The sequence below is a fragment of the Nitrosomonas sp. Nm34 genome, assembly GCF_900113925.1.
Classification (GTDB): domain Bacteria; phylum Pseudomonadota; class Gammaproteobacteria; order Burkholderiales; family Nitrosomonadaceae; genus Nitrosomonas.
The window spans coordinates 17622-41234 of sequence record NZ_FORD01000006.1 but is presented as its reverse complement, the minus strand read 5'-3'; the positions used below and the strand labels follow the sequence as shown (position 1 = coordinate 41234).

23 protein-coding genes are annotated in these 23613 nt (G+C 41.6%); 18 read left to right on the top strand and 5 right to left on the bottom strand.

The window, feature by feature from the left end; genetic code table 11:
- Window positions 1–46 precede the first annotated feature (46 nt).
- The 10 genes from BM283_RS04115 (at window position 47) to BM283_RS04070 (ending at window position 7742) form a co-directional block, all read left to right on the top strand.
- Window positions 47–931, top strand: a complete 885-nt coding sequence (locus BM283_RS04115; protein ID WP_090689948.1) for a non-homologous end joining protein Ku — start codon at window positions 47–49, stop codon at window positions 929–931.
- Complete coding sequence (gene ligD, locus BM283_RS04110) at window positions 932–3472, top strand: DNA ligase D (RefSeq protein ID WP_090689946.1); 2541 nt, start codon at window positions 932–934, stop codon at window positions 3470–3472.
- A 19-nt stretch (window positions 3473–3491) separates the two neighbouring features.
- Window positions 3492–3680 carry a hypothetical protein gene (locus BM283_RS04105; protein WP_090689943.1) on the top strand — a complete coding sequence of 63 codons (189 nt, stop codon included), beginning with the start codon at window positions 3492–3494 and terminating at the stop codon, window positions 3678–3680.
- Entirely contained in the window at window positions 3677–4087 is a 411-nt protein-coding gene (locus BM283_RS04100) for a hypothetical protein (protein ID WP_090689941.1), read from the top strand. Before BM283_RS04105 ends, BM283_RS04100 begins: the two co-directional genes overlap by 4 nt.
- A gap of 201 nt (window positions 4088–4288) precedes the next feature.
- Window positions 4289–4663: a hypothetical protein gene (locus BM283_RS19240; protein WP_217646433.1), complete on the top strand. Its 375-nt coding sequence runs from the start codon at window positions 4289–4291 to the stop codon at window positions 4661–4663.
- Window positions 4645–4980 (top strand): hypothetical protein, encoded by a 336-nt coding sequence (locus BM283_RS19235; protein ID WP_217646432.1) that lies wholly within the window; start codon window positions 4645–4647, stop codon window positions 4978–4980. The genes BM283_RS19240 and BM283_RS19235 overlap by 19 nt, the downstream gene beginning before the upstream one ends.
- A 119-nt stretch (window positions 4981–5099) precedes the next feature.
- Window positions 5100–5342, top strand: a complete 243-nt coding sequence (locus tag BM283_RS04090) for an ISAzo13-like element transposase-related protein (protein WP_090689938.1) — start codon at window positions 5100–5102, stop codon at window positions 5340–5342.
- A gap of 279 nt (window positions 5343–5621) precedes the next feature.
- Window positions 5622–5999, top strand: a complete 378-nt coding sequence (locus tag BM283_RS04085) for a hypothetical protein (protein ID WP_090689936.1) — start codon at window positions 5622–5624, stop codon at window positions 5997–5999.
- A 520-nt stretch (window positions 6000–6519) separates the two neighbouring features.
- Entirely contained in the window at window positions 6520–6864 is a 345-nt protein-coding gene (locus BM283_RS04080) for a hypothetical protein (protein WP_254776148.1), read from the top strand.
- Between the two features lie 503 nt (window positions 6865–7367).
- Window positions 7368–7742 carry a hypothetical protein gene (locus BM283_RS04070; protein ID WP_090689930.1) on the top strand — a complete coding sequence of 125 codons (375 nt, stop codon included), beginning with the start codon at window positions 7368–7370 and terminating at the stop codon, window positions 7740–7742.
- 620 nt (window positions 7743–8362) lie between these two features.
- Here the strand turns inward: BM283_RS04070 and BM283_RS04065 are convergent.
- Together BM283_RS04065 and BM283_RS04060 are read right to left on the bottom strand one after the other, a co-directional pair.
- Complete coding sequence (locus BM283_RS04065; protein WP_254776161.1) at window positions 8363–8833, bottom strand: transposase; 471 nt, start codon at window positions 8831–8833, stop codon at window positions 8363–8365.
- Between the two features lie 59 nt (window positions 8834–8892).
- Window positions 8893–9189, bottom strand: a complete 297-nt coding sequence (locus tag BM283_RS04060; protein ID WP_090689926.1) for an IS630 transposase-related protein — start codon at window positions 9187–9189, stop codon at window positions 8893–8895.
- Window positions 9190–9961: 772 nt separating this feature from the next.
- On the opposite strand from BM283_RS04060, the gene BM283_RS04050 reads away from it, so the two are divergent.
- The gene (locus BM283_RS04050; RefSeq protein WP_090689920.1) at window positions 9962–10369 is read left to right on the top strand and encodes an IS30 family transposase; all 408 of its coding nucleotides are present in this window, start codon (window positions 9962–9964) and stop codon (window positions 10367–10369) included.
- A gap of 444 nt (window positions 10370–10813) precedes the next feature.
- A complete protein-coding gene (locus BM283_RS04045; RefSeq protein ID WP_175492020.1) occupies window positions 10814–12349 on the top strand; it encodes a hypothetical protein in 1536 nt (511 codons plus the stop codon).
- A 685-nt stretch (window positions 12350–13034) separates the two neighbouring features.
- On the opposite strand, the gene BM283_RS04040 is transcribed toward BM283_RS04045, so the two are convergent.
- Window positions 13035–13358: a hypothetical protein gene (locus tag BM283_RS04040; RefSeq protein WP_254776159.1), complete on the bottom strand. Its 324-nt coding sequence runs from the start codon at window positions 13356–13358 to the stop codon at window positions 13035–13037.
- A gap of 689 nt (window positions 13359–14047) precedes the next feature.
- Between BM283_RS04040 and BM283_RS04035 the strand changes: the two genes are divergently transcribed.
- On the top strand, window positions 14048–14374 hold the full coding sequence (locus BM283_RS04035) for a hypothetical protein (protein ID WP_090689915.1): 327 nt from the start codon (window positions 14048–14050) through the stop codon (window positions 14372–14374).
- Between the two features lie 201 nt (window positions 14375–14575).
- Here the strand turns inward: BM283_RS04035 and BM283_RS04030 are convergent, their stop codons facing one another.
- Window positions 14576–15202, bottom strand: coding sequence for a hypothetical protein (locus BM283_RS04030; RefSeq protein WP_090689914.1), 627 nt, complete (start codon window positions 15200–15202; stop codon window positions 14576–14578).
- 414 nt (window positions 15203–15616) lie between these two features.
- On the opposite strand from BM283_RS04030, the gene BM283_RS04025 reads away from it, so the two are divergent.
- From BM283_RS04025 to BM283_RS04005, 5 genes are all read left to right on the top strand, one after another.
- Window positions 15617–17713 (top strand): sensor histidine kinase, encoded by a 2097-nt coding sequence (locus tag BM283_RS04025; protein ID WP_254776146.1) that lies wholly within the window; start codon window positions 15617–15619, stop codon window positions 17711–17713.
- A gap of 11 nt (window positions 17714–17724) precedes the next feature.
- Window positions 17725–18399 (top strand): response regulator, encoded by a 675-nt coding sequence (locus BM283_RS04020; RefSeq protein WP_046850729.1) that lies wholly within the window; start codon window positions 17725–17727, stop codon window positions 18397–18399.
- A gap of 1767 nt (window positions 18400–20166) precedes the next feature.
- A complete protein-coding gene (locus BM283_RS04015) occupies window positions 20167–21516 on the top strand; it encodes a SulP family inorganic anion transporter (RefSeq protein ID WP_090689911.1) in 1350 nt (449 codons plus the stop codon).
- A gap of 125 nt (window positions 21517–21641) precedes the next feature.
- Window positions 21642–22052: a universal stress protein gene (locus BM283_RS04010; RefSeq protein WP_090689910.1), complete on the top strand. Its 411-nt coding sequence runs from the start codon at window positions 21642–21644 to the stop codon at window positions 22050–22052.
- Between the two features lie 4 nt (window positions 22053–22056).
- The gene (locus BM283_RS04005) at window positions 22057–22461 is read left to right on the top strand and encodes a universal stress protein (RefSeq protein ID WP_090689907.1); all 405 of its coding nucleotides are present in this window, start codon (window positions 22057–22059) and stop codon (window positions 22459–22461) included.
- A 138-nt stretch (window positions 22462–22599) separates the two neighbouring features.
- Here the strand turns inward: BM283_RS04005 and BM283_RS04000 are convergent, their stop codons facing one another.
- The gene (locus BM283_RS04000; protein WP_090689906.1) at window positions 22600–23331 is read right to left on the bottom strand and encodes a hypothetical protein; all 732 of its coding nucleotides are present in this window, start codon (window positions 23329–23331) and stop codon (window positions 22600–22602) included.
- Window positions 23332–23613: the final 282 nt, after the last annotated feature.

Sequence of the window (23613 nt, the reverse complement as noted above, 5' to 3'; positions counted from 1 at the left end):
GCGGTTTCCCGGTTTATTATGGATAAGTTATCTTAAGGAGAAGGACATGCCACAGCACGAATACTGGAAAGGACAGATCAGATTGTCCCTTGTTTCCTTTCCGGTCCGCCTTTACCCAGCCGTGACCGAAAGCGAAAAAATCCGTCTTCATAAATACGATAAGGAGACTGGCCAACGAATCCATTATCAAACTGTCAACGAAGAAGGAGAGGTCGTTGAAGCAGACGATATTGTCAAAGGTTATGAATACGAAAAGGGCGCTTTTATTCCTATTGAAGATGAAGAGATCGAAAAGCTGCGCTTAGAGAGCGAACACACAATTGATCTCGTTCAGTTTGCTGACCTGTCTTCAATTGATCCAATCTATTTTGATCATCCTTATTACGTCTCCCCGGACAATAAGCTAGCGCATGAAGCTTATGTGACCATTCGAGATGCATTGAAGAAAAGCAGGAAAGTGGCCATAGGCCAGGTCGTCATTGCAAACCGTGAACGCATTGTAGCGCTTAAAGCTTGTAGCAAAGGGCTGATACTCGAAACCTTGCGATACAATTATGAAGTTCGCAAAGCCGAGCAATATTTTGAAGATATCCCATCCAATGCCGAGTCAGAAAAAGACCAAATGGATTTGGCCTTGGAACTTATTGAACGCAAATCTGGCGACTTTGATCCTACCAAGTTCAAGGACCTTTATCAAGAAGGCCTGAAAGAAATTATCGAGGCTAAGATGGAAAAGCGCGCCCCACGGGTTAAGGGCGAGAAAAAGCCAACTGAGAAAGTCATCAGTATCATGGACGCCTTGCGTAAGAGTCTAGCACAATCCAAAGGCGGCCAGGCATCCGAGTCAAAGGCGGAAAGTACCCCTAAAAAAGCTGCGTCGAAGAAACCTGCTGCAAAGAAGAAGGTAACCAGGAAAAAGCAGGCAGCCTAAATGTCGCGTGACCTTTTAAAAAAATATAACGAAAAGCGAGACTTTGGCATTACGGCTGAACCGAAAGGCAAAGTCGGAAAACGCGCTAAAACAAATCTGGGTTTTGTTATTCAGCTGCACGAGGCGACCCGTACTCACTATGACTTCCGGCTTGAATGGCACGGGGTAATGAAAAGCTGGGCGGTGACAAAAGGCCCGAGCTACGACCCTGCAGATAAACGGCTGGCAGTTCGTACCGAAGATCATCCGATGGATTACAATGATTTTGAAGGCGTCATTGCAGACAAACAATATGGTGCCGGGCCGGTCATGATCTGGGATAAGGGAACCTGGATGCCCGAAGACGATCCAGACAAGATGGAGAAAGAGGGCCGTATTACTTTTACAATTGAAGGTAGCCGCATGAAGGGGCTGTGGCATTTGATCCGAATGCGCACGTTGGATAAACGCGAGAACTGGCTGCTCATTAAGGGCAAAGACGACTTTGCGTTAAGCAAAATCGAGAACGCTGATTTCCTCAAACGCGAGAATACCAGTATCGTAACAGGTCGTACTATGGACGAGATTCGAAAGGCAGGGCTTGGCAAAACCACCGAGCGTACAAAAGCGCTCAAATTAGAACCCATTAAACCCGTATCGAAACCCAACAAGGCGGTCTCCCAACCAACGACCTCTCTGAATGCTCTTTTAAAGCAGTACGATGAGCCAGAACTCGCCACTCTCGTTGACCAGGCACCTGGGGACGATGCATGGGTTCACGAGATCAAATTTGATGGCTATCGCCTCATGGCCTTTGTCTCAGATGGAAAAGTTGTTCTACGTACCCGAAGCAAAAAAGACTGGACCCATAAGTTTGAATCGTTGGCCAAGGCTATCGCGGCATTGAATGTTAAGAATGCGGTTTTCGATTTAGAGGCTTGTGCCCTTGACCGGAATGGCAGGATCGCTTTCGGGGCATTACAGGTTGCGCTCTCAAACGATGAACCTGAAAAGATTGAAGGCTGGATTTTTGATCTCCTCCATTTAAACGGCGAAGCCTTGATCCAGGAGACTTTGATTGATCGCAAAGCGCTGCTGGAGCAGATTTTAAAGGAGGCAAAAGGTCCCATCCATTACTCAGAACATTTCGAAAGTGCCCCAGACCTTCTGGATAAGGCTTGCAAAATTGGCGCAGAAGGTTTGGTTTCCAAGAAGAAGGATAGCCTTTACTGCGGATGCCGGACTAAAGATTGGGTGAAAAGTAAATGCGGCCTTGAGCAGGAATTTGTAATAGGCGGCTTGATGCCTGGTAAAGCTCACGATAAGGCCATCGGTGCGCTATTGTTGGGATATTATAAGAATAACCAATTCACCTATGCAGGCAAGGTGGGAGCAGGTTTTTCTCGAGAGCTTGCCAAGGAGATTTATCAAAAGCTCATTGCGCTCAAAACGGATAAATCGCCCTTCTTGGACAAGGTGCCCAGAGGGTTACGCGGATATATTTATGTGAGGCCCGAAAAACTCTGTGAAATATCCTTTACGGAGTGGACGCGAGATGGTCGTATCCGCCACGCATCCTTTAAAGGGCTTCGGAAAGATAAAAATCCTAAGGCAGTGGTGGAAGAAATACCACATCCTTTGAGAGAGGTAACCGGCGGTATGAAGCCTCGCACGAAAGCGAGTAAGGTGAAGGGGGCGGTATCATTCAACGGTGTAACGATTTCGCATCCCGAACGGATTGTTTATCCGGATACTGCCATCACCAAAGGGGAGGTCGCAGCATATTACGCGAAGGTTGCGCCCTCGATGTTTCCGTTCATTAAAGGGCGTTTAATTAGTTTTTTGCGTTGCACGGATGGCATCGGTGGGGAATGTTTCTTTCAACGAACCGCTATGGAGGGCCTGGGCAGCTCGGTCAAATCAAAAACTGTCACGCATAAGGTCAATAAGCACGAATATATTTACGTTGAAGATGAAGTGGGAATTTTGCAGCTTGCGCAAATGGGAACGATAGAATTCCACGCATGGCAGAGCACTTTGGAAAATGAGGGAAAACCCGATCAAATCATCTTTGATCTTGATCCAGATGAAGGCATTCCGTTTGAGGCGGTAAAATTAGCGGCAGAAGATATACGCAACCGTCTTGAGAAAGCCGGGCTTGTCTCATTTCCACGGCTCTCAGGCGGTAAAGGCGTTCACATCGTTGTTCCCATTAAACCGGATTATGAGTGGGACGAGATTAAAGAATTCTCTCGTGAGTTCTCGGAGAACATGGCGCGGGAAGTGCCGGAGGCATATGTCGCCAATATGAGCAAGAAGAAACGTGCAGGGAAAATCTTCATAGACTTCTTCCGCAACGACTTCTCTTCCACGGCAATTGTACCGTTTTCATTGCGCGCGCGAGCAGGTGCATCGATTGCATGGCCTGTTACGTGGACGGAGTTGAAGAAATATAAGAAGGCCAATGCCATTACTCTTAAAGACATCGATGCTAAACTCTTGAAGAATGCAGAAAAAGTATCGGCAGAATTCTTGAAAACCTCTCAGAAGCTTAAACTCTAATTCCGAATGGAAATTAATAATGCTAGAACAACACGTGGCTGGCAAGACTATCGTTATGGTCAGCGCTTCCAGTGGATACGAAGCGACAATTAAATTAGCCACCTGTAGAATTAAGATGCTAGAGGAAGTTGCGGCAGAAATTACCAATGGTGGTGACCACATTCGAGAAAGAATGAAAGCTGAAGACGAAACAAGAAAAGAATCATGAAACTTGTTCAGTTCCTACTTCCGCTAAACGATAATTTGGGAAAGAAATTTCCGAAAAAACTCTTCAAGGATATCAAGGAAGAGCTAACCAAGAAATTCAGCGGCATTACTGCATTTTCGCAATCGCCAGCGGAAGGTGTCTGGGAAGATGAGGGATATGTTCAGAAAGACCAAATCATTATTTATGAAGTGATGGCCGTCGAGTTTGATCAAAATTGGTGTGTGATTTTACCCACAAGCTTGAGGCAAAACTCAAACAAGAAAAGATTGTGCTTCGCTGGTTTGATGTTTCAACGCTTTAAGCAGCCAACCCCTGCCTATATATGGAGGAAAATGAGGAATACCAGTTCCTTTAACCCAGGGAGCAGCGTCCCAGGTTCTAGTAATGGATCTTGCCATCTATTTTGAGGAACACTTCTAAAAATTTAATTAAATGCGAATTAAGAGCTGAAATAGAAGCCAGTTCATCAATAACGTTAAACTATTGAGGAAGACATCACCCAACCTCAATAAATCAAATTACCAATGAACTGGCAAAACCGATTAATAACAATTTATCTCTATATTTGGAAGCATTATCAGCAAAATCTTTGGGCTTATAGTCAAAGAATGAGCCATTACGCGGATTTAAGTTTTAGCGACGAAGAAGTGATTGCTCTCTACCTGTTCGGTGTGATGGACAAGGATCGAGAGATTAAAGGCATTTATAAGTACGCAGATGGCCATTTACGCGATGGGTTTCCACGACTTCCAGGTTATGTGGCTTATGTTCAGCGCCTGAATCGGGTTGCCGATGTGTTTGCACCCTTATTAGCACTGATTCAGCAGGAACAGGAAACGAAGAATCCCAGGCAAGTTTGGCTGATCGATTCATTTCCGGTAGTCTTAGCCAAACAAGGTCATCGGTTTAACGCGTGTGTAGCGAAACAGTTGGCGGATGCAGATTATTGCTCAACCAGGAAGCTGTGCGGGTTCATATCGTAGGACGCCGCCAACCAGGCTCATTGCCGGTCCCTGCGTACATCGGTGTGACTGGTACCAGCGATCATGATGGCAAGATATTTGATCAGATTCGGCCACAATTGCACAACAACCAACTGTATGGTGATAAAGGTTATCAACGGCCCGACGCCGAAGAAGTCAGACAAGCCCAGAATCTGACCGTCTTGATATCGGTTAAAAAACAAAAAGGGCAACCTTACCTGGAACCACAGGATCAATGGTTGTCTACAGCAGTTGCTCACGTGCGGCAATCGATTGAGGCATTATTTGCCTGGATTGAAGAAAAAAACAGGCATTGAATGTGCCAGCAAAGTTCGTTCTTATAAGGGGCTTATGGTACATGTATTTGGAAAGCTGGCTGCGGCTCTGTTTTTCTGGAATTTCTTGCGAGTTAGCTCTTAATTGACATTGTAATCCCATCGAACCATATTGGGGAATTTGGGAACAGCATTGGAATGGAGCCCAACTGGTGGATACCGCAACCATGCTGGCATGGGCGAAAAGCATGACCTGGAAAGGTAGCCACCCGATGGTAAAATTGAGCCGCAGGCTCTACCGGAAAGGCGTTTCTCTATCCAGGAAAGCCATGCGGAAGATTGAAGCCAGATTGGAGCGCAACCCGCTTTTGCCCAAATGGGACATTCTGATTCGGCCTACCTGATGGGGATGTTTACTTTCGGAAATCGCCTTAGCTTGCTATAGCATGCAGGTAGATGTCCATTAGTGAATATCCTATAGCTTTGGGTATTTCTTCTAACGACATTACCAATATCCAAGGGAGTAATACTGCTGGCCGAGACTAGTTGATCTGTTCTAATGTTTTTTTAATAGCGTACTGAAACATTTTTTTACTCTGTGGGTTAGCGAACAGTATTTTTCCAGACGCCGGAGTAGAGTATGAGGGCAGCAATTTTGCTGTAATGATATGGAGGGATAAGTCATGAAAGTTTTGTCTATACTTAAAAATTCTGCTTCATCCGTTCTAATGGCAGGCCTGATGGTAGGCTTAATTGGTTTTGCTCAAGCGCAAACCGGTGCATCTGGGGCCTCAGGTGGCTCAATGTCCGGCCAAGGAGCTAGCCAAGGTGGCAGCAGCATGAGCGGTAGCAGCAACACGTCAGGCTCTGTGGGTGGTTCATCATCAACTTCTACTCAAAAACCAGGATCAGGTTCATCAGACTCCACTTCATCGAGCTCGGGGTCGTCTGGAGCTACGGGCAATGGTTCAAGCGGAGGTAGCTCTGGGCACTCCTCGGGTAGTTACGGATCGGGAGGGGCGGGAACTCCATCAGGAACCCCGGGGGGTACCAGCTATTAAGCTGCTCTGGTCTTGTGGGAAAGCCCTATTTCAGGGCTTTTCGATGATTTGCCGACTAAACCCATACTTAACCAACTCACCTGTTATTACTGCTTCACGTGCAAATATGGTGAAGTGAGTGGATACAGTAGGTTCCCGTAATTATCAGTCGGGAGGTTGCTATTAACGATAAATAGAAGGAAGGTTATGAGATGCTGATGGATAAAAAATGATAAATAATTAAACCTGAATAAATAATAAATTGATTATATTGCTTTAGACAAATTTTACTTTTTAGTTCTGCGGCAAGCTAACGTATCCAAGATGGTAATCTCTCCAAGAGTTAAACCGTGCCACCACTCAGGCACAAAAAGCATATTGTTTTTTTAAATAGTAGACCTACCAATCTTTATCTAACGGTGCTGGCTATCCTGCTTTTATTTTTCTCAGCTTATTCAGCTTGTATTCATGTTCTTCAGTATAAAGTTATTGCTATCAGAAGAAATTCTAATAAACAAAATAACAATGAACGAGGTTAAACATGAAAACGAGCACTAAAATAGACATGCCGATAAAATTATTATCTGGAATGTTGTTGAGTTTTGTTCTGGCTGCTCCTATGATAGTTGAAGCTGGAAGAGGCCATCACCATCACCATGGTCACCACCACAATCATGGCCATCACCATCATCATGGCCATCATCGTCACCACCATCATTACAACCCGCCGAACATTTATTACAACCAATCCTACTATCCTCCTGCGCCTGTCTATTATTCCCCTGCGCCTGTGTATTATCCTCCTGCGCCTGTGTATGGCGTAGGACCGGGTCATTTATTCATGGGTATTACTACTGGTAATGCCGGCTTTATGTTTGGTTATTAAATCCGATATCTCATTAGGGCTTGTTGGCATTTCTCATAGATAACAAGAGATATCTGCAAGCCATGGCAATTATGCTTTCTTAAATTTTATTTAGCTTGTCATATTGTGTTGTCACTACTCGATACTGCTTTAATCGGGCAAAAGTATTTTTCACTCAATGACGACTCTATATAAGCCCCAGCCCATGTCTGTATTACCTTTAGCCGAGTTACCTCTCTTGCTCTTGCCGCTCTAGCACTTTTTTTCACGATTTCCTCCCATATGCCCCACTGGTTTAACCCTTTATATATTTTGCCCACACTCAAGCAAATTGCCAAATTCTTCCGCTATCGATGATAATCATGTGTTTGGTGTGGCTATGTTTTTGTTTTTATTCTTATATTAATCAGTTGGGTGCTGAAATATTTTCTTACTCTGTGGGTTAGCGAACAGTAATTTGCTGAACGCCGGAGTAGAGTATAAGGACAGCAATTTTGCTGTAATGTAATATGGAGGAATAAATCATGAAACCTTTTTCTATTGTTAAAAATCTTGCTTCATCTGTTCTAATGACGGGCCTGATTGTGGGCTTGGTTGGTTTTGCCCAAGCGCAAACCGGTGGAACTACTGGGCAATCAGGTGGTTCAATGCCCGGCCAAGGAGCTAGCCAGGGTGGCAGTATGAGCGGTAGCGGCAGCACGTCAGGATCAAGGGATTCATCGTCAACCTCTACTCAACGACAAGGATCGCCGGGCACGCCAGGCTCCACTCCATCGGGCACGGGCTCCTCTGGAACCTCAGGTGGTGGATCAGGCGGAGGTGGCTATGGGTCACCATCAGGTACCCCGGGATCGGGAGGAACGGGAGCTCCTTCGGGAACGGGGGGTAGCCGGTATTAAACCACTTTGGTCTTGCGGGAAAGTCCTATTTCAGGGCTTTCCGATGACTTGCCAAATAAACCCATACGGTAACTAATCTACCAACGATTATTGTGCCTGGGCGTGGACATGGTCGAATGAACGGATAATAATGATTATCGCCATTATCGGTCAGATAATTGTTAAAAAAAATAAATAGTGGGATACTGATGGGTAAAAAATGAAAAAAAGCCAAAGTGAATCAGAATAAGTATTACTTTATGTATTATGGACTGCGCTGGTTTTTTTGGTTTATCCGATTTGTGATTCCGATTGGCGTAGGTTCGAATTTCATCAATCATTCTAATGCTTTGGAGTTATTTTAGAATGAGCCGAAGTGTTTTTCTTGAAAGTTTTCTTCCATTTTTAAATTAAAACTGGCTTTGTCGGCCTCACCTTGCCATATTATTTATGCTGTCTGTGGCTCGCCCTCGCGTCATGTTTGATTTGGAAATGGAATTAGGCACCCTATCTCTAATCTTTTTCTATTTTTAGTCTAACCGGTAACCGACAAAATATTGCTTCAGTTGCTGGTACAGTAAGCGCGATAATTCGTAGAACTCTCTCTTTTACTTAATATAGCAGATCTCATATAAAATGATTTAAATTTCATAATCGGCAAAGAGCTGCTCGATGGAACACCCTTCCCTTTTTCTGATGGCTTTGGCCTGAGCCCATTTGGGTTCAATGTCATTTAAGTCCGGGGAATAAGGCGGCAGGTATTCAAGTGTATGCCCGGCATTGGCAATGGCGGTTTGGATATCCTGCCGTTTATGGAACGTTGCGTTGTCCATGACAATCACGCAAGCGGGCAGAAGTTTAGGCAACAAGTCCTGCGTTATCCACGCATAGAAAATGTCAGCGTTGATATTGGCGATGAACAGACTTATGGTCAGCAGCGTCTTTCCGATCAGAGCGCCAATCACATTGGTTCGACCTCGTGCATGCCAGTCTTTTACGCCATGGACGCGCTCACCCACTGGCGCATAGCCATGCGTGCGGGGCATGTCGTGCGCAAAGCCGCTTTCATCAAGATAAACGATGACGCGGCCTTCGCGCTCATAGCCTTCAATTTTTTGCTGGAAGATACGCCGCTCTTCTTCGCTGGCTTTGGGGTGACGCAGGCTTTTTTTTATAAGTCACGCCCAGACCGCTTTAAAGCGTGATTAATGCCTTGCTTGCTGACACCCAGCCGTTTGGCGCGCTCGTACTGATATGCGTCCGGATAATTCTTGACGTCTTGCGCCAACTTCTCCATGTCGATCTTGGTGGCAGGCTTGTTGCGGGTGGTCTTCGGAGCGGGTGTTTTGATCCAGCGCGTCACGCTGGCTATTCCGACGCAAAAACGCTTGGCCACTTGTGCGATTGAGAGATTCTCCTTCTCCCGAACGGATAATACTTTACGGCGAAATGATATCGGATAGGTCATCTGTAAATTATAATCAATTTATAGGGGACATGCTATAGAAGTCACGAACGCTGGTTCGTGACAGCAAAAACTTAGTTAATCTGAATCCGCGATTTAGTCATAAATTTTCCGTCTTTCTTGTTGAGTTATTTATACTTTAAAGAAATAAATCGGCTCATTCTTGCTCAGATAAATCATAAATCTATTGCCCCGCTATTTACAGCTTGCCTGAAGCTAGTGCGTTTTCTCGTTGTGGTAAAAGTGAAGAAAGCATTGATACTGTTTTGTTCCAACAGTACGCTCAAAGTATTGTTGGATAGAAAAACTACTCTTATTACCCAGCTGATCCTTTTGTTTATCGTGCTACCAAAGTCTGCTTCTTCTATTGGCATAGACATAGAAATTCAGATGTTTGATGTCTACTCCTCAAGTATTTGACAGGTAAATTAGAGCATTATCCGCTTCTAGTCTCAGGATATAGAAGCAATTGTTCAAAATTGGGCTGTGCCATGCTCAAATTCTCCTGTTTATTCGATTTTGAAACCTCTCCATTAAATCGCTGAAGGTTCGCAAATCAGCTGTACCTGAAATTACGCCACTATGCGAAAGAAATATCGTAAACGTTATGGTAGCCTCATACGCAGCCGTAAGGACATTCCCAATCGATAGATATTGATAGATACCCTGAGGTAGCAAACCGACGAGAACGGTTAGGTAACTGGGGAGCAGACACCATGATTAGCTAGGGACACAAAGGCACACTAGTCACGCTAGACGAACGCAAATCCAAACTATGTCTTGCCTACCAGCGGCAAATAAAACTGCAGAGGCGGTGACATGCGGGATCATCACCCTGCTGGATATATTCAAGGACTGGGTGCATACCCTTACCTTTGACAATGGTAAGGAGTTTGCTAAGCATGAACAGGTAGCGGATGGTATTGAATCTGAAACATATTTTGCCAAGCTTTGCCACTCGTGGGGGCGTGGCCAGAACGAGAGCGCCAACGGGCTGCTGCGCCAGTACTTTCCCAAAGCGATGGGGCTGCTGGATGTGACTGCCCAGCAGATGTTGGAAGCTGTCCACAAACTTAACAGCAGGCCAAGAAAGTGCTTGGGGTTTAGGACGCCTTACGAGGTGTTCCGCGAATTATCAGGCACAGATGCTGAAAAATTGATGGGTTATGCACTTATTACTTGAATTCAAGTATTTTTAACAAAGACAAAATAAATTTCTAAAAATTAACTGGTTATGCGACGTTATGGAATGCGTCTCTAATTCTATACAAAATAAATGGTTTAAAAATAAATAGTTATATGAAATACCAACTTTGATTGTCGTATGATGGTGACAATTATTTCTTTAGATTTTCTATTTACTCTAAATAATTTATTGATTTATAACAATAAATACATTATGGCATGAATAATGCTCTGCATAACGCTAATACTAATTATTTTTATTAGTAGTTGTTTTTTTATTTAATCAATTAATACTAAAAAGAATCACAATCTCAAAATCTTCGTCATCAGTAAAGTTGCAAGGCTATTCTTCAGTTTTCCGACTTGATTTTGGTGCTTGGTGAAAATTTAGGTTCATCAAGATTTTTGCAAGTTAATTTGATTCTAAACATAGGAGTATGTAGTGAGTAGTAAATACAAAATTAAATTGAAAACATTATCCGCTTTACTGTTGTTGCTAGCAGCGCCAGTAATTGCAGATAGGACAGCATCTGCGGAAAGGAATGTCCACTCAAATACTAATGCCAGCTCAAATAGCAATGACAGTTTAAATAGCAATAAAAGCTCAAATAGTAATGGCAACTCAAATCGCCAGCCAAATATGCTTCGTACGAAGAATAACCATGGTACCGACGTATCATTTAGTACTGCCGGTTTTATAGATCTTGATAATCCATTTTTTAAAAGTTTTGGATCTAATGGTCGTAGCTGTGCTTCCTGTCATATTTCTTCGCAAGGATGGACGATTACACCCAAAGGAGTGCAAGAGCTCTTCGAAAAAACAGAAGGGTTGGATCCACTTTTTAGGCCGGTAGATGGCGCGAATAATCCTGAGTCTCCTCATCCGGATCAATTAACGCTTGAAGAACGCCGCAACGCTTACAGCATGCTGCTGAATAAAGCAAATATACGCGTAGGAATCGGTATGCCTGCTAACGCAGAATTTGAATTAACAGATGTTGATGATCCTTACGGTTTTGCAAGCGAAACCGAGCTGTCTTTGTTCCGCCGTCCGATGCCAAGTGCCAATCTTAAATTTTTAAGCGCTGTCATGTGGGATAGTCGAGAAACTACGGAGGATCTAACTTCTACGAATTGTATTATTGGAACTGCACATTGTTTTTCTCCTATATCTGTAGATTTAACTACTCAATCCAACAATGCTACCTTAGGTCATGCTGAGGCATTGAATGATTTGAGCGAAGAAGAGCGAAAAGCGATCGTGGATTTTGAATTAAGTCTGTTCAGCGCACAGATAGAGGATAATGAGGCGGGTTCTCTAACCGCGGAGAAAGCGCGTGGCGGTCCTCAAGCACTTTTGGAACAAGATTATTATTTTGGTATAAATGATACTATAGAGGGCGATTATCAAACTGGTGCGGCTTTTAATCCCAATGCGATGTCGCTTTATGATAGTTGGAATCGTTTTAATAAACGCACTCGATCAGCAAAAAGGACTACGCAGGCACGTGCTGCCATTGCGCGCGGTCAAGCGTTATTTAATACAAAACCTATCAATATTACTGGTGTTAAGGGGCTTAATGATGATTTAGACGAACCCGTCATTGCAGGTACGTGCACGACATGCCACAACACCCCTAATTCTGGTAATCACTCTACACCGGTGCCGCTGGATATTGGTATTTCTGATGCCTCACGCCGCACATCGGATATGCCGCTCTATACCCTGAGAAACAAAGAAACTGGTGAAACGATCCAGACAACCGATCCGGGACGCGCTTTGGTTACAGGTAAATGGAAAGACATTGGTCGTTTCAAAGGACCCATTCTGCGCTCTGTAGCATCACGACCACCATACTTCCATGATGGTTCAGCTGCTGATTTGCCTGCAGTAGTTGAGTTTTACAATAATCGTTTTAATATCGGCCTTACCGCAAAAGAGAGGGCAGATCTTGTCGCTTTCTTAGCAGCGCTATAAAACTCTCGCATTCATCAGCAATGAACACCTTCCCTCAAGGGAGGGTGTTCATACGTGGCTTTATGTAAAATTAACCATAGTTTTGTTGTGTTGAGCTTTGGTTTTGATAAACATGATCCTGGCATTCACCTATATTATTAGTTTATCATTCTCGTAATTAAAGAGATAAACATTGTCGCTGAAACAATCGATAGCCATTACTGTCAGCTGAATATAGTTATCATAAGTGTTTAAAAAAGTTAGCAACTGTGCGTTATTATTGCGCGCACTAACTGAGCTAGCTGATAACGTGAGCATGCATATAATAGATTACCTGAGCTAGTAGCTTCTTCATTAAAACAACCTTTCTAAAATATTAATTTTAAGTTCCGCCAATTTTGCTGATATAGGGAATCGCAAGGACGGTACACATTTGCTATGAATCGGCTATCTCCCGCGAGGTTCTTTGCGAACTATAGTGGCTGACTAGCGCTCATTCTTTGCCTGATAAATCACTTTGGTACCTTTAGTACATTAGATTAATACAATAGTTGGAATCATAATTTCCACTATATGGCAAAAAATCAAATTATTGTTAAATATTCTCTAAAAGTCAGCTTAATTCAGTGCTCATGCTATTTTGAGCGGTTATAGTCGCTATGGCAACATCAGGGATTGTATCTGGCTTGATTTGAAGTCGTCTAGCTTACAAAGATTTTGGAGGGCGGAATAAGGAATCCAGAATAAATTCTGGAGCGGTAACGGAAGTAAATGAAGCTAAAGCTTCTTTACTAGCGGGAATAGATATTATAATTAAGGGTGCATTAAAGAATAAGGGAATGAATTGTCCGGCTGCATGAAGACATAAATGAGTTGCTTCATCCAACACTCCATTATCGTCGCCAAGAGCAACATGCAAATCGATATGCTTCTGTGGATCACCGAAAAACAAAGCAGCACGGTAGTGATGATCTAACTCATGAGCAAAAACCTTACCATTAAAAGACCAACCGAATGTATTCGTGAGCATGCTCACGAAAAATATCAGGATGACAGAATTAATGAATGATTGTTTTCGCATATTATTTGTAATATATCACTACTAATATCCTTGTCATAACGAATTATGTTTTGGACAAGGTGAATCTGTGTTTCTCCTTAAAATCATCTTTTATAGTACTACTAAAAAAATATTTCTAACACATTGATTGGCAATGTGATACGTGTTAATGCTCTCCTTGGCAAAAGGAGAGCGAGTATAATTGCATATTAGCTTAATGTCAAATAAAAGATAATGGATAATGTCAAATAAAAGATAATGGATAATGACGAGTTTATGCTTCGTCATTATCTTTTACTCAAGTTTTGGAATTAATTTCTGGTAAAGAAATCATTGTAATAAATTGATTTTAATGAAGTAAAAGACTCCTGAGTGATAAAACTTAGTTTGCTTGACGAACTTAACTAGCCACAAGAGGGTTTTGATAAATCGTGATATAAAACGATTAGGCTTGCCAAGTTTAATTGGTGATTAATTTGACTAGTCGGAGCTGCAGATTGATAATGTTTTTCCATCATTGTGGAATCATTGTATGTAGTCATTTTGCTGCATCGCGCTGGCTTGCATAAGCGCTCGGGGCGGTCACGCAAGTTGTCTATTTGCTGTTACTGTGGGTGTAGTTAAAGGTTGATTCGATTGACATGATTTTCTGCAAATCCATGCAAAGTTTCAGCGATGCCCGAAAAGATTTTATATATGATTATCTCAAGCGGGAAGATGTTAATTGGCGACGCCTGCATTACCAGATTGCACGACTACTGAAGAAGTGTTTCTCCCGCTGGATAGAGAGCTTTATATCAGTCAGAAGAATATTGCTGAGCTTAAGCGAGCCTTTTGTGATGGTCGCTGCATATGGCAAAACACTACTAACCGCTATCTTGCGCATGAAGAAGGATAAAACCCGGCATCGCTATAGCTGTTACATTACAGATACGATACCGCGCAGGCAAGTCGTATTCTGGACATGGTTTTTTCCATTTGGATAGTTACTTACACTTCAAAATCAGAAACTCTCTAAGTTAATCTTCCATTACCTCGTCTGTCTTGCCCAGAAAACGATTGGCTGGTGGCATAGCTTGTCACTCATCTGTTGGTCGATTGTTTCGTCCTAAGCTGTGGCACCCATGTTATTTTAATTAACCTGAAAGCAATCAAGTTCGGTTATATTTCGGTTATATATTAACGCGTTATTGCAAGGCAAGCGTCTGAAGAGAAGATAGCAAATTATCACGGAATGTTTCACATTGAGTCACGTACATAAAGCTAACGCGCTCATGCACACAGGGCGGATTGATCGCGCCATAATCGATTCTTAGCTTTCCTCTCTTTTCTCTGGTGAGGTAATATCGATCATTCCGGTTGGTAGCAGTCGCCAGCACAACATGAAATATATCGGTATCTACGCTAGCTTCGGGGATTGATAAACTTTCGTACTCAATCATTTCAACTGTTTTATACAAATTTTTCCTTTTTATCAGTTCAACTACCATTTTGAAATTTTCATTAACGCCTGAATATAATGGATCATAACGTAGATCTTCCCTGGTCATAGGATAATCCGGGGAAATTGCTTTAAGATTCGTTAAAATAGTTGTATAGATCAATTCCTGGGAAGGAATCAAAGCGATGAGCTTTCGCTCAATAAGCGGCGCAGGAAGCGGTTCGGTGCTTTCGATACAGCGGGTATGCATCGCAGCTCTCGCTGCGATATATTTTTTCTTACCTTTATATTCTGCGCCTTCAAGATAATAAGTTGTGCTGCAACCAGATAGTACCAAAGTAGTCATTAAAATAACGAGTACAGCTTTTTTCATATTGATTATTTTTCTTTATAGATATGTGTATTTTTTAATCTCATTATTCCATTTCTAAATCAAAACTGGCTTTATCGGTTGCACATTGCTGTATGATTGATACTGTCTGCGGCTCGCCTTCGCGTCATTTTTGATTTAGAAATGGAATTAGGCAATAAATATTAGCTGCCTAATTTTTGCGATAAATCTTATACCCAAATATTATGGGAACAAACGCTTCAAAGAAGAATCTTTAGTCATTAATTTCTAATTTATTTGTAATATTAAAGCTGACTTTCCTCTCTGAAGTTGTATGGTAATTGTACCTGCAATTCTAGCCATGATAGCCTTAACACCCTATATTTACTGGTCTTGCATATAAGCACATGATATTAAGCCAAATAAACATAAAAAAACAAAGCGGGTGACTTGGTTATGATTCGCGAACACCGAAGCATCAGTATTATTGGCGGATTATTGCTGCTAGGATTGACTCTGACAACAGGTATTGCAGTTTATGATGTAATGCATCGCCAGATTGAATCCGCACTTGGTAGAGGACTGGATGCAGTATTAGAAGGCAAAACGTATTTATTCGAGATTCAAATTGAAAAAGGTCTCGCGGACACACGTGCGCTAACCATGCGGCCTTTCATGATTCAGCCAATCCAGCAGCTTAATGTTCAACCGGACAACTTCAATGCACTGCACGACCTTGATCGGAACGTTAATTCATTAACACAAATCGGTTTTTCGGCTGCTATCGTTTATGATGTGCACGGGAGAGTATTGTCACAGGTAGGCCATTTTTCTGATAAACAAACTCAATCATTACCGCTGACTATACAAAATAATACTTTTCTCTTATGGGATGATCAATTTATTTTGCGCACTAGTGAAGATGTGTTAGACCAGGATGGGCATCGCATTGGCAGAATTACGACAGAGAGTTTTTTGCCGTACCTGACTCGTAGATTTAGTGGAATAAGATCAATTGGTGAAACTGGGGAGTTTATGTTATGCGCACCTCCAGCTCCAGGAGATAGTGCGAAAGAAATGGCTTGTCTGATGAGTCAGATGGATGGTGTCAAATTCAAATATCTGTATCAGGCAACGAGAGATGAGCTGTTGCCGATAAATAATGCATTAACAGGAAAAAGTGGGGTTATGGCTGTAAAAGATTATCGCCATATGCAAGTAATTGCGGCATATGCTCCATTAGAGAAGATTGGTTTAGGCATGGTATTGAAGTTGGATGAGGAAGAATTACTTAGGCCAGCAGCTGAACAATTAAAATTTGTCATATTATATCTTGCGGGATTGATCGCTGCAGAAATACTGCTATTAAACTGGTTTGTGCGTAAACTGATTAAATCCAGGCGGGAAGCGCAAGAAGCAAAAGAAAAGGCTGAGCTATTTTCGATAGAATTGAGTCATAAGGAATTAGAGTTACGTAAACGTCTGAAAGAAATCACCTGTCTTTATGAAATTCGTCGTGGTATGGGATTAGATGTATCAATTGATAATGTTTGCCAGAATATTTTTGAGCATTTGATTCCAGCCATGCAATTCCCGAAAATAGCGACTGCCATCATTGAGCTTTATGGCTGGCGATACATTTCTGGCAAGTATGATCACGGTTTTATATGCACTTTGCGATCAAAGGCTAAAATCACCGATAAGATTGCTGGTTATCACTGGCATAAGGATCAAAACTCTTTTTGTACCTATTTATCTGAAATTATCGTCAACGATGAGGTCTGCGGCCAATTACGTTTATTCTACTCAGAAGACAAAACATTCCCAGTAATTGAGGAGCAAAAACTTATCAATGCCATTGCAAGCGATCTGGCAGGTTGGCTTGAGCGCAAGCGGTTAGAACAAGCATTGGTTTTTGTTGCCGAGGAGCAGGCGCATACCATCGGGCAGGAATTGCATGACAATCTGGGGCAACGGGTTGCTGCAATTGGCTATCAGGCCAGGGCATTGGAGAAAAAAATCTTTGTTTTGGGAAAAGATAATCTGGCAGGCGTAGCGGCTTCTATTGCATCGCAAGCCCAGGCTTCTGTAGTACAAATCAAACAGCTCGCTCAGGGGCTGCTACCATTTGAACTGGAAGCAAATGGTTTGGTAGCGGCATTACGAGCTCTTGCGTCGAGAATCGCTTCGACTTATAAGATTGATTGTGAATTTGTGTGTGAAAATGAAGCTATTATAAATGAAGCTATTACTAATGATAATAATCTTGCACTCAATCTTTATCGAATTACACAGGAAGCTGCTAATAATGCAATACGTCATGGTGGAGCACGATCTCTAAGAATATTTTTGAATCTTGAAGAAGGAATGCTTACCCTTTCCATATGTGATGATGGAAGCGGTATTGTCGAGGTGGATAAAAAGCATGAAGTAACCCAGGGAATGGGTATTAAAATTATGCAATATCGTGCAAAGCAGCTAGGTGCCAAGTTAGAAATATTAACGCGTCCAGAAGGGGGTACGGAAGTGCGTTTGGAAATGCAACTTATTTAAACTGATTTAATATGACGAATTCAAAAGCACAGGTAATGTTAGTGGATGATCATGCCATGTTACGCCATGGCATGGCGATGCTCATAAATTTGGAGCCAGATTTAGAGGTTTGCGCTGAGGTTGGCGATGGGAATGAGGCTCTGGCGTTACTCAAGAAAGCTGATAGGGTTGATATTGTTTTATTGGATGTCACGCTCAAAACAAGTTCAGGCTTTGAAGTAATTAAATATATGCATGCGTTGAAACCCGCATTGCCAGTGTTGTTTGTGTCGATGCATGATGAGACGGTTTATGCTGAACGTGCTTTGCGGGCAGGGGCTTCAGGTTATGTCATGAAGCAGGAGCCTGGTGAAGTTTTGCTTACGGCTATCCGCGAAGTCTTGAAAGGGAATGTTTATCTGAGCAAGGAAATGAATGCAAAGTTGCTGAATCGCATAGTAGCAGGGCATCCAGAGCATGAACAGTTGATTAATAGTCTAACGCCGAGTGAGTTTGAGGTGTTGCATTTGATTGGATGTGGACATAGTAGTAAAGAAATTGCCACGCTACTTAACCGTAGCATTAAAACGATCGAAACACATCGCTTCAATATTCGCACCAAGTTGAATTTGAAAAATGGCGCTGATTTGATACGCTACGCCACTCGCTGGTTTTCGGAAGAACCTATTGATCAGGTTCATAGATAGCTTTAGGTGACATAATGAACAAGGAGATCGTGATTTCAGTAAGCTCCTCAACTCTGATTTGCTGGATAACATTAGTCAACACACTATTTTGGTTTAGTCAGCTTTGCCCTAGTGACATAAATCATATCAAGGAAAGTTCTCGACTATCTCGACTATTATGCATTTAAGCGTCTTATCGAATTTGGAATTAAGTTTCTTCAATTGAGTCCCTTTTATGTTTCACCAATCGACGCATGGGTAATCCCATCGATAAAATTTCTCTTGGTAACTTCAACTATTACAAAGTGAATCATGACCAACGCTGCTAAAATGAATAGAAAGAAGTGGCGGTGAAACGAAACCAAGGTACGACCCCAAAAGGGTAAATGGAACGATGGCAGTAAACGCTACAACCAAAAGGAATATTACGATTAATTCTATTTATAATAAAGTTCACCAGTACATGAGTGTATAGTGATTCCATAAACCAGCCGATTTGGAACTACGCTTCGTATGATTTTAGTGCTGCAAGCGTGACGTAGAGGGTCCGGAATCATGCATTGAGCCGACAGAACCAATCGTCAGCATGTAATTTTGTATAAAGTTTATAATCTAATTCTCTCGGTTTGCGGGGCTTTTCAGGATCTCCTTTATTCAAAGGACTCGGCATTTCGGCAAATCATATAAAATACTATTGAGTAATATTGAGTGGGTGGCGCAAGCAGGAATAGGGCTGAGCCGGCCATGTTAGATCTATTGCCAAAATTAGTGCTGGTGCCCATCATGATATACGTGATTATATTGCCGAAGGTGCGCCTTCATTCTGGCACACCAGTATGACACTTAAGTTCGATTCCAGAAGCATCCTATCAGCCAACTCCCAGGCGACATCAACAGTTGCACCAACTGATAGGTCCCCGCCTGCTGGGTAAAGCAATGGGGGCATTATTGATGCCATCCCCCAGATAGCCTATTCATGATCTCGAGCTTTCAGTATTCAATTAATTATGCGCTCTTTTTCGGAGGGAGTAACCCTGCAAAATAAGTTTGCATTTTTTGCTCTGATCCGAAGGGTAGCATCATTGATCTGTGAAATTCCAATATACATTCCTCATTATTCGTTGGTCAGTTTCGCTCTGAGATTCACCCTTATCCAAATGGACCGGTATTAGTAATTATTATGAAATGCTGCCAGATCAAGAGGTCAGTGATTGATTAATATACACATCAGTTAGATCTTCTCAGTCTACGTTAGCTAATGGATTCAATTATCAATGGGTAATAGATTTTCCTATAACCATAAGGGTTTTACTTGCATGCATCTGAGATTCATTTTCATCCAACCTGGATCTGTTTTTGTGACTTCATCAAACGCCAATAGACGACGTAATCAGTGATTTATCTCAACTAACTCTTCCAAGCCCACATTATCTAATGGTTTCTATTATTTGCGAGTAATGGATTGACTCATAAACATAAGGGTTTTGCTTATTTTTAATACAGGGAAACCATCATGATAAAACAATGGTTTCCCTAATATACATCAGGGTTTTGATTGAGATACGATTGATCAACGCTTGTAAAAGTAAGCGTAAGTAAATAATAAGAATCTTCTTTAAAGATCACAAAAAAAAGAAAAATATTATATAAAACATTCGGACTAACAATATTCGGACTAACTGATTGCTCACAAAGGACAAAGCTAACAGCAGTCTCAGTAATCTACGGGCAAAAGGTATTTTTTATAGTCTATCTATTACTTATACAGCATAGGAGAAAAGTAATATTATGGCTACACAAATAGAAAGTAAACCGTTGACAGACGGACAACCAGATGTGGCGGAAAGCGCTGCTCCAGTAGGAGCAGGTTCTGCCGCTTTTCAATCACAATATTTTTTGCGCGATACCGCAGCGGGTGTGATAACGGGCGCTATGGCCATTCCGTTATCGATTGGCATTGCAATCATGTCTGATTATCCGATCAAGGTAGGTTTGGCAACTGTGGTTTTTGCCTGTTTAGTTGGTTGGATCAATGCCTGGTTCAAACCAGGTAATTATATTGGTACACCTGGTATTGCGGCTGGATTGGCTCCGGTGTTAGCTCTGGGGGTAGCTACTTTTGGAATACAAAATATGGCATTTTGTATTTTATTGACCGCGATTATGCAGGCGATCATATGGAAGTTTAATTGGCAAAGATTTCTACTTGTTGCTGTCCCGGTTTATCTGGTAGAAGGTTTGTTAGCAGGTATAGGATTAAAGATACTCTTGAAATTCTCAGAGTTTACCTACGAAATACCAGCAGAATTAGTTACTGAAACTTTCTGGAATGCTACCCGTATCCAAATGGTTGCGATTTCTGCAGTTGGCTTTGGAGCGTTTGTATTCTTATTTTCCAAATTCAAAAATACCCAACCTGCTATTCCCTATTTCGCACTGATCATTGGGGGCGTTGTTTTGGCTCAGTTTGTTTCTGTGCCGATGATATCGGTGGAAGATGTTCCTCTTGAACTGAGATTGCCATTGCCAACCGCAGACGTAACGATAATGATGCTGGTTTATATGTTCTTTTTCTGTGCCATGCTCGCTATTGTTGATGTCATTGAACAGGTTATGAGTAACGCGGCCATTGAGAAAATAGATCCGCTTAAACGCAAAACAAACAGCAATAATAGCTTGCTTGCCATCTGGATTGCTAATTTTGGCTCAAGTTTCTTTGGCGGTATGACCAACTTGGATGGTCTGGCGAAAAGCACAACCAATAAATTAGCAGGTGCAATGACCAAGTTTTCTGTTCTGATCGTTGGTTGTGTAGTGTGCTTTTTTATGCTCAATACCCAGTTTTTAGATTACTTACCGAAATTTGCATTGGCGGCGATTATGATGTTTACCGGCTATAAGATGATTGCCGGCTTGGTGCATGTGACACATTATGGTCCATATGCTCTGATGTTAGCGCTTTTCACTGGCGGTTTGGTGTACAAGGTAGGTATTTTTGAGGGCATGTTGATTGCGATGGCAGTACATGGAATCATCCATTTCCTGGTCTACACCAAGCACGATAATATGCCAGGAAAAGACGTTGTGAAACGATATTTTGATAATTTGAAAAGAGATAGTAGCAGTAATTTACAGTAGCAATTTATACACATAATTGGTACGTATTGGATAAATAAACTATTCGGTGATCTGAGGGCGAAGAGAATAAGACTTCGTCCTCAAACAGAATAAATAGAATAAATGCTGATAAGAGGATTGATCTTATGTATAAGAAGATAATGATCGCTATTGATGGTAGCAATACTGCTCAGCGGGCATTAGAAGAAGCAGTAAATATTGCCAATAATTACAACGCAGCATTGCATATTGTTCATTGCGTAACTGGTGATACCGAAACCGATAAAAGTACAGGCTCTCAGATACTGGAACAAGCCAAATCATATGTTGATGCAGCGAACATAGAAACAAGTCTTCTGCAGGCAGATGCCGTGTATGGTTTGACTGGTATTGCTGATTCGATTGCGACCGCTGCCTCTGATTGGGGGGCAGATTTGCTGGCAGTAGGTACGAGTAACCGTCGGGGGTTGGAGCGTCTATATATCGGATCGGTTGCCGAACAACTAATTTCTAAAGTTGATGCTTCAGTGTTATTGATTCGTCCACAGAAAGGATAAAAATATGATTTCCGCATTATTAGATGCTATAAATATTGCCAGTAATCATAATGCAGCATTATGTATCGTCCATTCAGAGGATGGTAGTGATATTGAAGTCGATGAAAAGACCGATACTACAATACTGGAAAAAGCAAAAACTTATCTTAACGAATTAAATGTCGAAGCGCGACTTTTGGATGCTAAAAAAGAAGAAGGAATAAATGGTATTTCTAATGCGATTGCTGCTGCTACTTTTGAGTGGGGAGCAGACGCACTAGTAGTTGGAACAGCTAATGTTAGAGGATTTGAGTATTTTTATGTTGGATCAGTTGCCGAACAACTGATCGCTAAAGTTGGCTCTTTGATACTATTGGTTCGTCCCAAAAAGGCTAATTTAATTTTTAGTGCAAATAAAATGGTAGTTTAAAAATTACGTAATAATAGGTTGAATTACCTCCGGGTTTTCTAGAGGTAATTCAACTGTAAGTATCGTAATATAAAATCATAGCGTTGGTTCTTCGCATTAAATTAGGATATTAGGTTTATTTATTGGAAGTGTTTGGCTTTAATCTCCTTTTAATAATTTATCATTTACTGCTTCGGTAAATTCTTTATCAGTAAGCGTGCCTCTTTCTGGGCGAAGTGTGAGCAGCTTTTCCACCCCTTTTTTAACTGTATTCTGAGTATCATCTGAAGAAACAACAAAAAAAGAAACAGGTGTTTCACGCATTGCTATTATTTCTATTCTGCTCTTAAGCTTACTTATCTGCTTCTCAAGATTTCGATTTTGTATCAAGCCGCCTCCAATAACAGAGCCATGAAGAAAAATGGTGGTATGCGATAAATCATCACCAGATACAATAATTTCGACTTTAATTGGCCAGTAAAAGGAGAAAATTTGGAAAAACTCTTTACATTGAATACGATTTGGGCTTGTCTCTAAAATACGCCAATCATTTTCTTCAACGATTTTCTTGCAAATAGATAGTGCGCTCTCAACCGAAATATTAGTTTCAATTCTTTCATCTACGCTTGAACTTATCTTATGTAGTACTTCAGCAACTTTAATTTTAATTCGCTCTAACCCAAAAGAACTTAAGTGGATAAATTGATTTCTGCTGTTTAATGTAAGTTTGCTCTGGTAAGGTGTGGCTGGAGTATTTTTGGTACCAAATTTTAATAGCATTACACCGGCATAGGAAACAACAAACGCTAATAAGAGGCTGTACTGTGCATTTACCGCTATAATGTTATCTAACATGGCAATAATAAGAGCTGCGATACCGATTATTTTCATGATCAGGTAACCTCCAAGTTAATAATTACGCGACAAAGATTTACTTTGTTGCAATATTATTAACATAGACTTCATGAAGTTTATGTTAAGAAAGTGCCTCTCATAGGTATTATTTATTTATTTTGGAGAGGAAATGAGTAACGGGGCAAGACTCAATAACGCTCTTCAATATCCGACCATAAGCATAGCTGGCTATTACAATACAAGTGCCACAACAATTGTTATTCCATTTCCAATCAAAATTGGCTTTGTCGTCTTCACCTTGTCGTATAATTTATACTA

Excerpts from the sequence above, each read along its gene's own strand:
- BM283_RS04025 (WP_254776146.1), top strand. The coding sequence starts at position 15,617 with ATGATTCGCGAACACCGAAGCATCAGTATTATTGGCGGATTATTGCTG.
- BM283_RS04080 (WP_254776148.1), top strand. The coding sequence starts at position 6,520 with ATGAAAACGAGCACTAAAATAGACATGCCGATAAAATTATTATCTGGA.
- BM283_RS04105 (WP_090689943.1), top strand. The coding sequence starts at position 3,492 with ATGCTAGAACAACACGTGGCTGGCAAGACTATCGTTATGGTCAGCGCT.
- BM283_RS04070 (WP_090689930.1), top strand. The coding sequence starts at position 7,368 with ATGAAACCTTTTTCTATTGTTAAAAATCTTGCTTCATCTGTTCTAATG.
- BM283_RS04000 (WP_090689906.1), bottom strand. The coding sequence starts at position 23,331 with ATGAAAATAATCGGTATCGCAGCTCTTATTATTGCCATGTTAGATAAC.
- BM283_RS04035 (WP_090689915.1), top strand. The coding sequence starts at position 14,048 with ATGCAAAGTTTCAGCGATGCCCGAAAAGATTTTATATATGATTATCTC.
- BM283_RS04050 (WP_090689920.1), top strand. The coding sequence starts at position 9,962 with ATGTCTTGCCTACCAGCGGCAAATAAAACTGCAGAGGCGGTGACATGC.
- BM283_RS04005 (WP_090689907.1), top strand. The coding sequence starts at position 22,057 with ATGATTTCCGCATTATTAGATGCTATAAATATTGCCAGTAATCATAAT.
- BM283_RS19240 (WP_217646433.1), top strand. The coding sequence starts at position 4,289 with ATGAGCCATTACGCGGATTTAAGTTTTAGCGACGAAGAAGTGATTGCT.
- ligD (WP_090689946.1), top strand. The coding sequence starts at position 932 with ATGTCGCGTGACCTTTTAAAAAAATATAACGAAAAGCGAGACTTTGGC.
- BM283_RS04085 (WP_090689936.1), top strand. The coding sequence starts at position 5,622 with ATGAAAGTTTTGTCTATACTTAAAAATTCTGCTTCATCCGTTCTAATG.
- BM283_RS04015 (WP_090689911.1), top strand. The coding sequence starts at position 20,167 with ATGGCTACACAAATAGAAAGTAAACCGTTGACAGACGGACAACCAGAT.
- BM283_RS04100 (WP_090689941.1), top strand. The coding sequence starts at position 3,677 with ATGAAACTTGTTCAGTTCCTACTTCCGCTAAACGATAATTTGGGAAAG.
- BM283_RS04040 (WP_254776159.1), bottom strand. The coding sequence starts at position 13,358 with ATGCTCACGAATACATTCGGTTGGTCTTTTAATGGTAAGGTTTTTGCT.
- BM283_RS04060 (WP_090689926.1), bottom strand. The coding sequence starts at position 9,189 with ATGACCTATCCGATATCATTTCGCCGTAAAGTATTATCCGTTCGGGAG.
- BM283_RS04020 (WP_046850729.1), top strand. The coding sequence starts at position 17,725 with ATGACGAATTCAAAAGCACAGGTAATGTTAGTGGATGATCATGCCATG.
- BM283_RS04030 (WP_090689914.1), bottom strand. The coding sequence starts at position 15,202 with ATGAAAAAAGCTGTACTCGTTATTTTAATGACTACTTTGGTACTATCT.
- BM283_RS04115 (WP_090689948.1), top strand. The coding sequence starts at position 47 with ATGCCACAGCACGAATACTGGAAAGGACAGATCAGATTGTCCCTTGTT.
- BM283_RS04010 (WP_090689910.1), top strand. The coding sequence starts at position 21,642 with ATGTATAAGAAGATAATGATCGCTATTGATGGTAGCAATACTGCTCAG.